The organism is Chitinophaga sp. HK235 (genome assembly GCF_018255755.1).
In the GTDB taxonomy this organism is placed as follows: domain Bacteria; phylum Bacteroidota; class Bacteroidia; order Chitinophagales; family Chitinophagaceae; genus Chitinophaga.
Genome location: NZ_CP073766.1, coordinates 1722410 through 1740739, shown reverse-complemented (window position 1 = coordinate 1740739; position 18330 = coordinate 1722410). Strand labels below are relative to the sequence as shown.

Annotated in this window: 1 protein-coding gene; it reads left to right on the top strand. The window is 50.8% G+C overall.

Translation table 11 applies throughout. The features are described from left to right. The first annotated feature begins 21 nt into the window (after positions 1-21). A complete protein-coding gene (locus KD145_RS05565) occupies positions 22-18303 on the top strand; it encodes a non-ribosomal peptide synthase/polyketide synthase (protein WP_212004915.1) in 18282 nt (6093 codons plus the stop codon). The last annotated feature ends 27 nt before the right edge of the window (positions 18304-18330 follow it).

The following is an 18330-nucleotide window of genomic DNA, read 5'->3' as shown; positions in this document are numbered from 1 at the left end:
ACTTAAATCAAATAGCCGTATATGTCAGATTTTAATTTAATTGACATCGTTGACTTGCTGGGAAAGGCCCAGGATTCCGGAGTAAAAATATCCTATGATGAAAACGACCTGGTTGTAAAAGTTAACAAGGATAAAAAAATAGACAGCAACCTGCTGAAAGTGCTGAAGGATAACAAACATCACCTGATCACTTATTTCAGGCAACATCATCAGCGTACAGCTGCTGCAACAGATGCGGCCATCGTGGCGGATTCCGGAAGAACAGCCGGAACGCCGGTGCCGCTTTCCTTCAGTCAGGAACGGCTATGGATTATTGATCAACTGGAAGGCAGCGTACAATATCATCTGCCCGCAGCCCTCCGGTTGGAAGGAACACTGGACCGCAATGCACTGGAAATGGCACTGCGGGAGATTGTGAACCGCCACGAAATTCTGAGAACGGTTATCCGTGTATCCGGTGATGAAGCCGGCAAGCCATGGCAGTATGTAATGGCAAAAGACCAGTGGCAGCTGTCAGTGGTCGATGGGACTGCATATGCTAATGATGATGCAGCATTGAAGGAAACAATCAATAACTACGTTTCCATTCCGTTTGATCTCGCTAAAGACCATCTGTTGCGTGCGCAGCTGATCATCCTGAAAGAAGAGGTACATATACTGGTATTAACACTACATCATATCGTTTCAGATGGCTGGTCTACCGGCATACTGGTAAGCGAGTTACAGGAACTGTATGACGCTTACGTATCCAAGAGGACTCACCGGCTGCAACCATTGGAAATACAATATGCCGATTATGCCATCTGGCAACGCAAACATCTGAGTGGCGCCTTGTTGCAGCAACAGCTTGACTACTGGAAAAAACAGCTGTCAGGTGTAGCGCCGATGGAGCTGCCGCTGGATTATGTAAGACCTGCGGTACAGAGCACAAGGGGCGCCACCCTTCATTTTACAATAGATGGTCAGTTGTCTGATCAGTTAAAGCAGCTGTCGCGACAGGAAGATGTGACGCTGTTTATGACGCTGCTGGCGGCTTTTAAGGTATTGTTGTTCCGCTACAGCGGACAGGAAGATATCTGTGTAGGCAGTCCGATCTCTGGCAGAACAAGGGCTGAAATGGAAGGACTGATCGGTCTTTTCGTAAATACCCTGGCCCTGCGCAGCGACCTGAGTAATCAACCCACTTTTACTGCATTGCTCGGGCAGATAAAAAATACCACTTTAAGTGCCTACGATCATCAGCAGATACCACTGGAAAAAATAGTGGAATCGGTGGTCAAAGGGCGTGATCCGGGCAGAAACCCGTTATTCCAGGTTGCATTTGCATTGCAGAACACACCGCCGGCCAAAGAAGGAGATGCCGGGCCGCTGTTATTGTCTGAAGAAAAAATAACCAACGACAGTGCGAAGTTTGACCTGTCGCTGGTGATGGAGGAAACCGCCGATGGACTGAGAGGAAGTCTTGAATACTGTACAGATCTTTTTGAAGAACAGACGATCAACAGGATGATCGGGCATTTCCGGCAGCTATTGAAAGCCATATTACAGGCGCCGGATACCCTGATCAGTGTACTGCCATTGCTCACTGACGAAGAGCGGCAACAGGCTTTGGCGAACTTTAACAATACCGCTGTGGCCTATGCAGATGATCAGTCGGTGCCTGCATTGTTTGCAGCACAGGTACAGCAAACGCCGGATGCGGTAGCGGTGATATTTGGAGAAGAGGTGTTGCATTACGCAACACTCCATGAACGTTCTAATCAGCTGGCCCATTATCTCCGCGGTAAAGGTGTGCGGAAAGGTAGTCTGGTGCCGGTTTGTATGGAACGGTCAATGGAAATGATGGTAGGCATCCTGGCCGTCCTGAAGGCTGGTGCGGCTTATATGCCTTTAGATCCGGCTTATCCGGCGGAAAGGCTCAGCTTTATGCTGGAAGAAAGCCGGAGCAATCTGTTGCTCACCACCACCGCATTCAATGAGCGGTTCACAGCAGAAAGGCCGGAAACAGAACTGGTATTTTTAGACAGACTGCCCGAATTGCTGGAAGGCCAGCCGGTGGCGGCTCCTGATAACCTGCCTTCGCCGCAGGACCTGGCATATGTGATGTATACTTCCGGTTCTACCGGCAAGCCCAAGGGCGTGCTGGTCACCCACCGGAATATCACCAGCCTGGTATTACAGCCTAATTATGTTTCCCTTAAGAATACGGATGCGATCTTGTCGGCAGGATCGCTGGCTTTTGATGCCACCACTTTTGAATACTGGGGCATGCTGCTGAATGGCGGCCGTCTGGTATTGAGTGCGGAAAACAGTTTGCTGGACAGTGCTGTGTTCAAACAGGAACTGTACAGCAAGGAAGTAACGGTGCTGTTTATTACCACCAGCTGGTTTAATCAGCTGGTAGATACGGATGTTACTGTGTTTGCAAGGCTTTCGGCTATCCTTACCGGAGGAGAGAAGATGTCTGAAAAACATGTGGAGCGTTTCCGGCAAGCCTATCCGGACATCAGCATCAGTAACATCTACGGCCCTACGGAAAACACTACCTTCTCTTTAAGTTATCATATCAACAGTCAGGGGCTTACCGCCAGTACACCCATTGGAGTGCCGCTGAACAATCGTACGGCCTATGTACTGGATGCCGCACAGCAGCTGGTGCCGGTGGGCGTGGCCGGAGAACTATATGTGGGTGGTGATGGGCTGTCACTCGGTTACCTCGACAGGCCTGAACTGACCGCAGAAAAATTTATCCCCGATCCTTTCAGTGATGTTCCTGGAGCCAGGTTGTACCGCACCGGAGACCGGGTGCGCTGGCAGCCGGATGGTAATATCGTTTACCTCGGCCGTGTGGATGATCAGGTGAAGATCAGGGGTTACCGCATTGAACCCGGAGAAATTGAAAGCGTGTTACTGTCTTATACAGGAGTAAGGCAGGCGATTGTGATGGTGAAATCAGATGCTGCCGGCCACAAACGGCTGGTGGCCTATGTTGGCGCCGATAATGACTTCGATAAGGATGCTGTACTGGCAGATATTAAAAGCCGTTTGCCTGAATACATGGTGCCGGCTGTATTGACAGTACTGGACCAACTACCGCTGACTGCCAATGGTAAGATTGATAAAAGAGCATTGCCGGAACCGGTGTTGCAAAGTGCTGCTACTGTTTATGTGGCACCTCGCAATAAGATGGAAGAAGTGCTGGCAGGTGTCTGGAAAGATCTGTTGGGCGTACAACAGGTAGGTATATACGATAATTTCTTTGAACTGGGTGGTGACTCCATTATCACCATACAGATAGTAAGCCGCCTCCGGCACGCGGGGTATGAGTTACAGCCCAGAGACCTGTTTGTTCATCAGCATATTGCCGGACTGGCAGCACATATGATGGCGAAGCAGGCCAGTGCAGTAACCGGTGAACAGGGCGTACTGACCGGCACCAGCGGATTGTTGCCTATTCAACAATGGTTCTTTAATATTGAATCGGAAGATATCTCCCATTTCAACCAAAGTGTGTTGCTGGGCATCGATAAAAGCGTCACCGTCGCTACATTGGCGCCGGTCCTCAAAAAGCTGGTGGCATACCATGATGCGCTGCGTTTTATTTATCATCACAATGCAGGCCAGTGGGAGCAGGAATATGGTACCTATGAAGGCAGGCTGGATGTAGCAGACCTCCGCACGGTTCCGCAGGAACAGCTACCGGCTGCTATAACGGCCACCTGCAACGAGTTCCAGGCAAGCCTCGATATCACCAGTGGTATACTGGTGCGGGCTGTACTGGTGCAGACACCTGAAGGGGAAGCTGCCAACCGTTTGTTTATTGCCATACATCACCTGGCTATTGATGCGGTGTCCTGGCGTATCTTATTGGAAGATCTGCAGCAGCTGCTGCAGGGACAAGAGTTGCCATTAAGGAAAAGCAGCTCCTACCGCCAGTGGCAACAGGCACTGGTAACATACGGTGAATCCCGGCGCGGACAGGCACAGCTGCCTTACTGGGAAAAAGTGATGCAGAAAAAAGTGCCGCTGAAAACCGATCATATATTCGAAGGACCTGTAACGGCATCGGATATGGGAAATTATAGTGTCAACCTGACACCTGATCTGACTCACCGTTTGCTGAAAGAAGCACCGAAAGCTTACCATACCGAAATCAATGATATCCTGCTTTGCGCGCTGGCGTTGACGCTGGCAGACTGGAACCGTGCGTCTTCCGTTGTGATTGGCCTGGAAGGGCACGGCAGGGAAGATATTGCAGCAGGCATAGATACCAGCCGTACTGTAGGTTGGTTTACCAATCTGTTCCCGGTACTGCTGGAAGTGGAAACCGGCAGCCCTGCGGGTCATACACTGAAATCCATCAAAGAACAGCTGCGTAAAATAACGGATAAAGGTATCGGTTTCGGTGTGCTGAAATATCTCCACAAAGTACCTGCCTTGCAAGGAAATGATCCATGGGACATCGTTTTTAACTATCTCGGACAATCAGACAACCTGAAAGATGAAGCCGGATTTTTCAGTGGAGCATCGGAATCTTCCGGTGAAGATATCGCAGCCGGATACCCATTACACGAGAAGCTGAGTATTACCGGGCTCGTAAAGGAAGGGAAACTATTCCTGGACTGGAGCTATAGCCGCAAACATATTAACGAAAACAGCATAGCACAGCTGGCAGCCAGTTATGCATCGCATCTGGAAAGACTGATCGTACACTGCGCATCCCTACCGGAACCTGTTTTCACCCCCGCGGATTATGGGTTGGGTGCCGTTATTTCCAACGAAGAACTGGACAACTTCCTGGATGCCTCCTGGAATGGTGCTCCCCGTCGTGGTCAGATCAGCGGATTGTACCGCCTGAGCGGATTACAGGAAGGGATGTTGTTTCACCGACTGTATGCAGAAGAAGGTGGTACCTATACAGAACAAATGGTAGTGGAACTGGAAGATCTGCAGGTAGAAGCTTTTGTGAAAAGCTGGGACCTGTTGCTGCAAAAACACACCATTCTCCGCACAGCCTTTTATTACGATCAGTTTAGCATACCGGTGCAATGCGTATACAACAAAGTAACGCTGCCGGTGGAAATACTGGATTATTCGCATCATACTAAGGAAGAACAAAACAGCCTGTTTAAAAAATTTGAAGCAGCTGACCTGCGTCGTGGATTTGATTTTAATGAAGCGCCCCTGATGCGTCTGACTTTGGTTCGTCTCAAAGACAATCATTTCAGAATGTTATGGACATCTCACCATATCCTGCTGGATGGCTGGTCACTGCCTATACTGGTAGAAGGATTGCTGAGTGGTTATGAAGCAGTGGTAACCGGCAGTCCGTTACCACCGGCAAAAGAAGACCGCTTCGAAGATTATATCCGTTATCTGGATCGTCTTGGCGATGAACAGCCGGAACAATACTGGAAGCAGTATCTGAATGGGCTGGAAGAAGCCACGCTGCTGCCGTTTATCGGCGCTACTACAGCCCGTACCAAAGGGGTGGGTGCCTACAGCAGCAAAAAACTGTTGCTGGACGCAGCCTTTACGCAACAGCTGTCATACTACGCGCAAAAAAATCATATTACGGTCAATACCCTCATGCAGGGCGTGTGGGCGTTCCTGTTATATGCCTATACGGGCCGCCGCAATGTAGCCTATGGTGTCACAGTATCAGGCCGTCCTGAAAACCTGGCCGGTGTGGAAAGTGGAGTGGGGTTATATATCAATACACTGCCACTGCATGCGGAAATAGCCGAAAGCAAAACTGTCGTGTCATGGCTGCAGCAGCTGCAGGCAGACCAGCAGCAAAGCAGGGAATATCAATACAACAGCCTGCTCCAGGTGCAGCAGTGGGCAGGATTAGGGGGAGATCTGTTTGATACTTCTATCACTTTCCAGAATTATCCTGTCAGTGAAGTGGTGAATGCTCAGGACTGGAAACTGAAAGTAAGCCATGTGGAATCACATCCGCATACCAACTATCCGCTGACGATTATCATCAGTATCGCGGCAGAAACAAGCCTGTTGTTTGCCTACAATACCGCCCTGCTGGATGATCATTATCTGGATGCGATTGCCGGGCATTTTAAACAGGTATTGCATCAGATCGCAGTGGAAGAAACGATTACGCTGAAAGACATTGATCTGCTGACCTCAGTGGAAAAACAGTCGTTGTTGAATACTGCCAGCGTTGATTATCCCGCACATACTACTATTACTGATCTTTTTGAGCAACAGGCAGACCGTGTGCCTGAACAGGTGGCTATAAGATGCGACACGGCTGTACTGACCTATGAGCAGCTGGATACCCGGGCTTCCCGCCTGGCGCATTATCTGCGCAGCAAAGGCGTTACCACCGGTACGCTGGTGCCTTTATGTATAGAACGTTCTACAGACATGCTGGTGGGCCTGTTGGGTATTTTGAAGGCCGGCGGCGCCTATGTGCCGGTGGACCCTGATTTCCCGGAAGAGAGAATCAGTTATATGATAGCAGACACCCAGGCCAGTGTGATAGTGAGTAGTGTGGCTTGTACCGGCAAATTGCCGCTGAACGTACAAAAGCAGGTGATCGCGCTGGATGCAGATGATCAGGCCATAGCAGCCATGCCTGCTACAAGGTTGCCACGGCACTATGTGCCCGGACAACCCGTATATGTCATCTATACTTCCGGTAGTACCGGCAATCCCAAAGGTGTGATAGTCACCCATCAGAACCTGATGGACTATGTATATGGCTTAAAAAATACGCTGCCGCTGGCAGATTGCCATTCGTTTGGATTGTTGTCCAGCATTGCCACTGACCTCGGGAATACGGTTATTTTCGGCGCGCTGGCCACCGGTGGAGCATTACATGTATTTACAAAAGATGCTATCAACGATGCTGAACTGATCAGCAACTACTTTAAGGCACATCCGATAGACTGTATCAAAATTGTACCTTCTCACTGGAAAGCCTTATCACTGCCGGGTAATTTACTGTTGCCCCGTGAGCTGCTGGTGTTTGGAGGAGAAGCACTGGATACTGGTGTCATAGAAATGATCCGTACCTCCGGAAGCACCTGTACAGTAGTCAACCACTACGGGCCAACGGAAACGACTATAGGAAAACTGATGCATATCGTGCAGCCAGGTGCTGTTTACGAACAACAGATACCTATTGGAAAACCATTCTCCAATACACGCATCTACGTGGTGTCTGCCTCCGGTAAGTTATGTCCTGCCGGTGTTCCGGGTGAATTGTATATTGGCGGCGATGGAGTGGCAGCAGGTTACCTGCACCAGGAAACACTGACCAGCACCCGCTTTGTGGCCGATCCTTTCCGGCCGGAATCCGCTACGCTGCTGTATCGTACCGGCGACCTGGTAAAATACCTCCCCGATGGCAACATCCTGTTCCTGGGACGTGCCGATGATCAGGTGAAGATCCGCGGATATCGCGTGGAGCTGGGTGAAATAGAAAATGTATTGGTGAGAAGTGGTCTTATCACCCAGGCAGTAGTGCTGGCAAGGCCGGACCGCAATGGTGAAAAACGCCTGCTGGCCTACGTGCTGTCTGCCGGCGTATTTGACAAGGAAGCCATGCTGGCATATGTCAAAAAGGAACTGCCGGACCATATGCATCCTGCTGTATGGTCTGTCGTAGAGGCGTTCCCGTTAATGGCCAATGGAAAGGTAGACCGGAAAGCTTTACCAGACCCTGAAGACAGCCAGGACACACAGCAGGGTTATGTAGCCCCGGTGACTGCCACAGAAAAGAAACTGGCTGCTATCTGGTCGGTATTGCTGGAAGTAGAGCAGGTAGGTTTGTATGATGATTTTTTTGCATTGGGAGGACATTCCCTGCTGGCCATCCGCCTGATTTCCGCCATCCGTAAGGAGCTGGCGGCAGAAGTTTCTATCGGTGATATATTTGATTATCCCACTATAGCAGCACTGGCTGCACAGCTGATAAGCCGTACGCCGCAGGCGAAGGTGCCTGCTCTTGTACGCAGGGAAAAACCAGCCCGTATTCCGCTGTCCTTCAGCCAGGAAAGGCTGTGGTTTATAGACAGGATGGAAGGTAGCGTGCATTATCACGTGCCATCTGTACTGCGTTTGAAAGGTACGCTGGACAAAGAGGCATTGTCTGCAGCACTCAAAACAATTGTTGAAAGACATGAAGTGCTGCGTACGGTGATAGAACATGAAGATGAAAAAGCATGGCAACGCGTACTCAGCGCAGACAGCTGGAAGCTGCAGATCATTTCCAGTACGCCTATAGCCGGAGATGAAGCCGTTTTACAGGAGTACATCAACAGGTTGATCAATGCGCCTTTTGATCTGCAGCATGACTACATGCTGCGCGCACACCTGATCATCCTGCCTCAGGATGAATATGTACTCGTGGTAAATCTGCACCATATTGCCTCTGATGCCTGGTCTACCAGCATCATCGTTCGCGAACTGGTGGAATTGTATGCCGCCTATACGGAACATCGCACGTCATCCCTGCCTGCACAGGAACTCCAGTATGCAGATTATGCGCTGTGGCAAAGGGAATATCTCTCTGGTGAAGTATTACAGGAAAAACTGGGCTACTGGAAAAACAAGCTGTCTGGCACAGCTACCTTGCAGCTGCCTACAGACTACCCCAGACCTGCTGTACAAAGCACGAAAGGTGCCATGTATTCGTTCAGGCTTGACCGTGAGTTGTCAGCGACCTTACAGGTTTTGTCGCAGCAACAGGGCACTACCTTGTTTATGACGCTGCTGGCGGCCTTCAAGGTATTACTGTATCGTTACAGTGGTCAGGAAGATATCTGTATAGGTATCCCTATTGCCGGCAGAACAAGACAGGAAACAGAAGGACTGATAGGCTTCTTTATCAATACCCTTGCACTGCGCAGTGATCTGTCAAATGATCCTTCCTTTACTACCTTACTTCAGCAGGTGAAGCAGACCACCCTTGGCGCCTATGAGCACCAGGAAGTACCTTTTGAAAAAGTAGTGGACGCAGTGGTGAAAGACAGGGATGTAAGCAGAACGCCGCTGTTCCAGGTGATGTTTGTACTACAGAACGCACCAGAAGGAGAAGCTTTGAAACTCGGTCCGCTGGAATTACAACAGCAGGACATGACGCATACCACTTCCCGCTTCGATCTGAGCTGCTCCATGATAGAAGGCGCTGATGGTCTGATGGGAAGTATTGAATATTGTACAGACCTGTTCAGTGAAGAAACGATCAGCCGTATGCTGATGCATTTTGAGCAGTTGCTGCGCGCAGTGGCCGATGCTCCGGACACCGCTGTGGGCCAGCTGCGGATGCTGAGCCATGCGGAAGAAAAATATCTGCTGGAAGCATTTAATAATACTGTCAGTGCTTATCCTGTAAGGGAAACGATAGTATCGTTGTTTGATACACAGGTGACCATGCGCCCGCATGCTACGGCGCTGGCTTCCGGTCAGACAACGCTCACCTATAAAACATTGCAGGAACGTGCTACACAACTGGCACATTACCTTCAGCGTAAAGGTGTGACAGCAGGTACCTGGGTGCCTGTTTGCCTGGACCGCTCGCCGGAAATGATACTGGCCATGCTGGCTATCATGAAGGCAGGGGCTGCCTATGTGCCAGTAGATCCGGCTTATCCGTTGGCCCGTATCCGTTATATGCTGGAAGATACCGGCGCGTCGGTGATGATCACCGACAGCATTCACGGTAGTAATCTGCCGGTGTTGGATAATATGACTGTTGTCCGGATGGATGGAGACCGGGAGCTGATCAACAAACATGTGCCCGAAGGCACATTGCCTGTGGTGCGGCCCAATGATCTGGCTTACCTGATCTATACTTCCGGATCTACTGGTCTGCCTAAAGGAGTGATGGTGCCCCACAGAGGATTGAATAACCTGATACACTGGCATCAGTCAGCATTTAAGGTTACTTTCCATAGCAAGGCTACCGCGGTGTCTGGTGTAGGCTTTGATGCCTTTGGATGGGAAGTGTGGCCGTATCTGGCCGCCGGCGCTTCTGTATACCTGCCGGATGATGATACCCGCCTGCTGATGCCTGAATTGATAGCCCTGCATCGCAGGGAAGGCATCACCCATGCATTCATCTCTACAGCACAGGTACAGGAATTTATTCAGGCTTCAGCCAACAAAATTATTCCGCTGCAATACCTGCTGACCGGTGGTGACCAGCTGCCGGCAACAGATGTCAGCGGGCTGGCCTATAAGGTGGTCAACAACTACGGTCCTACGGAAAATACGGTGGTAGCCACCAGTTATGAACTGGTAGCCGGTAATAAAGACCGTACACCTGTCATTGGCCGCCCTGTCAGCAATACCAGGGTATATATCCTCAACCGGCAAGACCGTCTCTGTCCTGTAGGAGTACCGGGCGAGATCTGTCTGACCGGTGATAGTCTGGCTGCTGGTTATCTGAACCGCTCCGAGCTTACAGCATCCAAGTTTGTGGCTGATCCGTTCAGCGATATACCGGAAGACCGGATGTACCGCACCGGTGACCTGGGTCGCTGGCTGGAAGATGGTACCATCGAATATCTCGGCAGGATGGATGAACAGGTGAAAGTGCGTGGTTACCGTATAGAACTGGGTGAGATAGAGAGTGCACTGGCCGCCTGCGAAGCAGTAAAACAGGCCGTAGTACTGGCCAGAAAAGGCCATGATGGCAACCGTCAGCTGGTAGCCTATATAGTAGCCGCTGCCAACTATGAAAAAGCTGTCGTACTCGATCACCTGAAAAGCAGACTGCCAGGATATATGATACCCGCGTTGTGGGTAGAACTGGAAAAATTCCCGTTGACCGCCAATGGTAAGATCGACAAAAATGCTCTGCCGGCACCGGATGAAAACGGACTGCTGACAGAAGAATACATAGCACCCCGCACCCATATAGAAGAAGTACTGGCAGATATCTGGCAGGAAGTGTTGGGCAGACAACGGGTAGGGATAAACGATAATTTCTTTGAAAGCGGAGGTAACTCTCTCCAGGTGATCCGGCTGATCGCGCTTATCAGAAGCCATCTGCAGGTAGAGGTGCCTATCAAAACCATTTTTGCGCATGCTACCATCGCACAACTGGCCGGCTGGTTAACATCAGCAGAAGGTCATCACAAAGCTGCACCTGCCATCTCTGTACAGACCAGAGGTGAAAGGATTCCTTTGTCCTTCAGCCAGGAAAGGCTGTGGTTCATCCACCAGCTGGAAGGCAGCGTACAATATCATATCCCGCTGCTGCTTCGCCTGAAAGGTGAACTGGACATCTCCGCAATGGAATACAGTCTGCAGCAGCTGGTCAACCGCCATGAAGTGCTCCGGACGGTGATGCAGGAAGAAGATGGCACCGTGTATCAGCATGTACTGCCTCAGGATAGCTGGCAGCTGACGATGATCGATGATCACACAGCCTATGCTGACGAAACAGCCAGGGAAACATATGTCGGTGCGCTCATCCGCACACCATTTGATCTTTCCCGCGACCATATGTTGCGTGCGCAGCTGCTTCGTTTCCAGGACGATGAGCACCTGCTGGTGCTCACCATCCACCATATTGCAGCCGATGGCTGGTCTATGGGAATCGCTACCCGGGAAGTGATGGCATTGTATAACGCCCGTGTGTCTGGCATCAAAGCCAACCTCCCTGAGCTGACATTACAATATGCGGATTATGCCATATGGCAACGCGCCCACCTGGCCGGCGAAGTAATGGACCGCAAACTGTTGTGGTGGAAAAACAAAATGGATGGTGTAGCCCCACTGGACCTTCCCACTGACTTTACACCACCATCCACCATCAGCATGCGTGGAGGCAGAACAGGCCTGTCACTGGACAAGGAACTGGGTCGGCAGCTGCATCAGCTGGGCCGTCAGGAAGGTGCTACCCTCTATATGGTATTGCTCACTGCCTTCAATGTACTGATGCACCGTTACAGCGGCCAGGATGATATCAGTGTGGGTACTTCCGCTGCTGGCCGTACCCAGCAGGAAACACAGGGGCTCATCGGCTTCTTTATCAATACCCTTGCTCTACGCAGTGATCTTGGCAATAACCCTGCCTTTACGGAGCTGCTGCAACAGGTGAAACAAACTACGCTGGATGCTTTTGAACACCAGGACGTGCCTTTCGAAAAAATAGTGGAAGCGGTGGTGAAAGACAGAGACCCGAACAGAAGGCCGCTCTTCCAGGTGATGTTTGTGATGGACAATACACCGGGAACACCGGAGTTTGACCTGCACAAGCTCACGCTCGTTCCGGAGGAGGTAACGCATACGACTGCACGTTTTAATATCATCTTCTCCATGACGGAAGACTCCGAAGGAGGACTGCATGCAGGCATAGAATATGCAATGGACCTCTTCACAGAAGGGACCGTGAAGCGGATGCTGGCACATTTTGAAACATTGCTGAAAGCCATCATCAGCCATCCGCAGGAAAAAATCGGCAGGTTGGCATTACTCTCCGCAGAAGAAGAAACACAGTTGTCTGCTACCTTCAGTGCCGCTGCAGTAGCCTATCCAAGACAACAGACTTTCATAGACTGGTTTGAAACGGCGGCCAAACATGCGCCTGACAGAACAGCCCTCGTTTTTGAAGGACAGCTGCTTTCCTGGAGACAGCTGGAACAGCAATCTGCTTTGCTGGCACATTACCTGCGCAGCAAAGGAGTAGATGCCAATGTACTGGTACCGGTATGTATAGACCGCTCGCTCGATATGATCGTGGCGGTGATGGGCATACTTCGTGCCGGCGCTGCCTATGTGCCGATAGAACCAGACTTCCCTGCAGAAAGAATTAAATACATGTTGCAGGATACAGGCGCCAAAGTGATGATCAGTCATAGCAGCAACAGTCATGTGTTGCCTGTGACAGAAGGCCTGGAAGTGATCTGCCTGGATAAAGAGCAGGATAAACTTAACGCCTATACGACCACAGAAATCCTGCAATTACCGGCACCGGAGGATATCGCTTATGTGATCTATACTTCCGGCAGTACCGGAACGCCGAAAGGGGTGATGGTCACCCATCACAACCTGGCAGACTATATCGCAGGTCTGCGTGCGCATCTGCCGGTAGATCAATGCAATTCTTTCGGTCTCCTGTCCAGCATTGCTACGGACCTGGGAAATACCGTCCTGTTTGCATCGCTGTCTATAGGAGCTACGCTGCATTTGTTCTCTAAAACCACTATTAATGATGCGCAGAAGGTATTGACCTATTTTGAAGATCATGCAATTGATTGTATCAAGATCGTACCATCTCACTGGAAAGCATTATCTGAACCGGACCAACTGTTGCTGCCTGAAAAACTGCTGATATTCGGTGGGGAAGCCCTGGAAAGCAGGGTAGTGGAGTCTATCCGGGCTGCAAGCGCAGGATGTGTGGTGGTTAACCACTACGGACCTACGGAAACAACCGTTGGTAAACTGATGCATATCGTCCGGGAACATACGGCATATGGTGCGTTTATCCCGGTAGGACGGCCGTTTTCCAATACCCGCATCTATGTGCTCAATCCGGAACAACAGTTATGCCCTCCGGGCGTGCCGGGTGAGCTGTACATTGGCGGAGAAGGTGTGGCTGCCGGATATCTGAACAATCCCGCGCTGACGGCAGAAAAATTTGTAACAGATATTTTCTCTTCAGATAAAACCTCCCGCTTATATTGTACAGGCGATCGCGTTAAACTACTGCCCGACGGCAATATTTTATTCCTGGGCCGTATAGACGATCAGGTGAAGATCCGTGGTTACCGCGTAGAACCCGGTGAAATAGGAAGGGTGCTGGAACAAGGTGATGGCGTAGGCAGGGCAGTGGTGATTGCCCGGGAAGATAGTAGCGGCAACAAACGCCTGCTGGGCTATGTTGTGCCGGCTGACGGCTTTGATATGGAAGGCGTATGGTCGTATATGCGTGCACAGTTGCCAGAATACATGGTACCTGCGGCTCTCATCGTACTCGACGAATTCCCAATGCTGGCCAATGGTAAAATAGATAAAAAATCACTGCCTGATCCTGACAGACCTACTCAGGATGATAACGGATTTGCAGAGCCGGAAACGCCCATTCAGAAAGGATTGGCCACTATCTGGTCGGATCTGCTGGAGGTAGAAAAAATAGGATTGGATGATGATTTCTTTGCATTGGGAGGACACTCCCTGCTGGCTATCCGCCTTATTTCCGCCATCCGGAAAAAGATGCAGCTGGAAGTAATCATCGGTGATATATTTGATCATCCTACTATCAGAAGCCTGGCCACATTGCTCGAATCCCGCAATACTGCTACGGATACCGCAGCGCTCATCCGCCAGGAAAGACCTGCCAACATACCGTTGTCCTTTAGTCAGGAACGGCTGTGGTTTATTGACCAGCTCGAAGGCAGCGTTCATTATCATCTGCCCACCGTACTGCGTCTGAAAGGTAAGCTGGACAAAAAAGCGCTGGCCCGCGCTGCACAGACCATCATTAACCGTCACGAGGTTTTAAGGACCGTGATAGAACAGGGTGAAGGACAGTCATGGCAGCGGGTACAGGACAAAGACCGCTGGCAGATGGAGGTCCTTGACGGTCCGCAATACAAAACAGACACCGCTGGCCTGCAAACGCTGGTGGAAGAACTGACAGCACGGCCATTTGATCTTACAAAAGACCACATGCTGCGGATGCAGTTGATTGTATTGGACGAGACAGAACATATACTGGTGGCTACTATCCACCATATCGCTTCAGACGGATGGTCTACCGGTATTATGGTCCGCGAACTCGCCGCGCTGTACGATGGTTATACCAGCGGCTATGAGCCACAACTGACGCCACTGGAGCTGCAATACGCCGACTACGCCATCTGGCAGCGGGAATATCTCTCCGGCGATATGCTGGACAAACAGCTGAACTACTGGCAGCATAAGCTGTCGGGTGCGGAAGCACTGCAGCTGCCGCTGGACTATCCGAGAAGTGCCATACAAAGTTCCAAAGGTGCTACCACTTCGTTTATACTGGACCGTGAGCTTTCCAAACAATTACATGTACTGGCCCAGCAGGAAGGAGTAACCCTGTTTATGACGCTGCTGGCGGCATTCCAGGTATTGCTGTACCGCTACAGCGGACAGGAAGATATCTGCGTGGGCAGCCCCATGGCCGGCAGGACCAGACAGGAGCTGGAAGGGCTGATAGGGTTCTTTATCAATACCCTGGCGTTCAGAACAGACCTGAGTGGCAACCCGTCATTCAGCGCCCTGCTGCAGCAGGTGAAACAGACAACACTGGAGGCCTACGCCCATCAGGAAGTGCCTTTCGAAAAAATAGTGGACGTAGTGGTGAAAGACCGTGACCTGAGCCGCAACCCTGTCTTCCAGGTAGCCCTGGTATTACAGAACCTGCCAGACGTACCGGAGCTGCGACTGGGATCGCTGGAGATGATGGAAGAAGGTGCAGACAACACCACCGCCAAACTGGACCTCACCATTATTTTCCGGGAAGGCCGTGAAGGCATAGGTGCCAGCGTGGAATACTGTGCAGACCTCTTCCATGCAGATACCATCACCCGCATGATGTCGCAATTCCGGCAGCTGCTGCAGGCGATAGTAACGGCGCCGGCTACACGCGTGGCTTCATTGCCGCTGCTGGATGCCGCCGATGAAAAACTGTTGCTGGAAGATTTTAATCATACAGCTGTGGCTTATCCGAAAGATAAGACCATCGTACAGCTGTTTGCAGAGCAAGTACAGAGAAGACCGGATGCTGTAGCAGTGCTGTTTAAGGAGGAGGTATTGACCTACCGTCAGCTGGACGAATGGTCAGACCGCCTTGCACTTTATCTGCAGGAGAAAGGCGTAACGGAGGAAATGATGGTGCCTGTTTGTATACCCCGCTCTCTGGAAATGATGGTGGTGATACTGGGCATCCTGAAGGCCGGCGGCGCCTATGTGCCACTGGACCCCGATTACCCGGCAGAAAGGATTGCCTTTATGCTGGAAGAAAGTAACAGCAGGGTATCCCTTACCGTCAGCGCCTATGCGTCCCGCCTGGCTGCTGAAAGGCCGGAGATGGAACATCTCTGCATAGATCAGCTGCAGGATAGTTTACCTGCTTATACACCGGGTGCTGTGAGCAACAACCAGAACGCCGCCAGCCTGGCCTATGTGATGTATACTTCCGGTTCTACCGGCAAGCCCAAAGGAGTGCTGGTTACTCATCGCAATGTTACCAGTCTGGTGATGCAGCCCAATTATGTCTCACTGAAGGAGACAGATGCGATACTGTCTGCCGGTTCCCTGTCATTCGATGCGACCACTTTTGAATACTGGGGCATGCTGCTGAATGGTGGCCGCCTGGTATTAAGTCCGGAGAACAGTCTGCTGGATACGGAAGTGCTGAAACGCGAGTTGTATGATAAGGAAGTAACGGTGTTGTTTATCACCACCGGATGGTTCAATCAGCTGGTAGATACAGATGTGACGGTATTCGGAAGGCTGCATGCTATCCTCACCGGTGGTGAGAAGATGTCTGAAAAACATGTGGTCCGCTTCAGAACTGCTTATCCCGATATTAAAATCAGTAACATCTACGGACCTACGGAGAACACTACCTTCTCGCTGAGTTATCCCATCCACGAGAAAGGGCTTACTACCAGCACGCCTATTGGCAGCCCGCTGAACAACCGTACAGCCTACATCCTCGACACCTCGCTGCAACCAGTGCCGGTAGGGGTTGCCGGAGAACTGTATGTAGGAGGCGACGGTGTGGCCCGCGGTTATCTCAACAGGCCACAACTCACAGAAGAACGTTTCATACCACATCCATTCAGTAAAGTGCCCGGTGAAAGAATCTATAAAACCGGCGATATGGTACGCTGGCTGCCGGATGGCTCGATAGAATACCTGGGCCGTCAGGATGATCAGGTGAAAGTCCGTGGCTTCCGTATAGAGCTGGGTGAAGTGGAAAGTGTACTGCTGCAATGCAGTCAGGTAAGTCAGGCGATTGTAATTGCAAGGACCGCTGAAAACGGCTACAAGCAGCTGCTGGGATACATTGTACCTAAAGAAGATTTTGACAGGGAAACCGTTCTCGATTACCTGAAGGAAAAACTGCCGGACTATATGGTGCCTTCCAGATTAATACCGCTGGAACGCCTGCCCATGAACGCTAATGGTAAAGTAGATAAAAAAGCATTGCCCGATCCTGATCAGTCTGGGGACGCAGAAAATGTCTATGTAGCCCCTGTTTCCAAAACAGAAAAAGTGTTGGCAGAGATCTGGCAGGAGCAACTGGAAGTAGCGCAGGTAGGTACCAGCAACAACTACTTTGAAGCTGGTGGTAACTCCCTGCTGGCCATACATCTGATCGCTACCATCCGTAAAAAACTGACCGGAGAAATTGCCATCAGTGACATCTTCGATTATCCTACTATCGGGGAACTGGCGAAAGTGCTGGACCAGCGTGCAGCTGCAAAATCCATCGCACAGGCAGGAGATCATACATCCGGCTTCGGTGGTAACCGGCATATACTGCAGCTCAATAAAGGTCTTCATGCAATGCCGCTCTTCTTCCTGCCCGGTGGCAACGGTATCTGCGAAGGTTACGGCGCTTTGGGTGAAGCCCTGGAAAATACCGGCACCTTATACGGACTGCAGATGATGGGCATCTTTGAAGGAGAGAAACCTCTGGACAATGTGCCTGCTATCGCTGCACAAAATATCGCATGGATGAAAACAGTGCAGCCGGAAGGACCTTACCGCCTCATCGGCCACTCACTCGGAGGCCAGGTAGCTTACGAAATGACCCGGCAGCTGGAAGAGAAAGGCGAGAAAGTGGAAGCACTCTTTATCCTCGATACACATGTAGCGCCTAAACGAACTTTCCTGGAAAATGATGCCTTGTATGAATCATTGCTGGAAGCATTTGAAGTGTATAAAATTGCTTCCAAACCTTATCCTGAATGGGTGAAGGCCCTGAAGCCCGCAATGGCCGGACTGGCGCCTAAAGCCGTGATCCCGTTTGTGCTGGACTATCTGAAGGAACATGTAAAAGAAGAAAAGGAACATCTGGGATTTGTGATGCGCATGTTTGATATGGCCGCGCACAGCCTATTCATGGAGTATACGGTAACCGGCAAGGCAGATACCCGTCTTACACTGATCAAAGCAGCCGCCAGACCGGGTGAGGATAATGATGCAAGCCTGGGATGGGCGCCCTTTGCTACCCGTTCACATGCCTGCATTGCACCAGGTGATCACATCTCCATGACTAAAGAGGAAGGAGCCGCTGTAGTGGCCGCCCACATTAATGAACAACTTAACAATGACCATTAAACAAACCATACATCTTTATTCACTCTA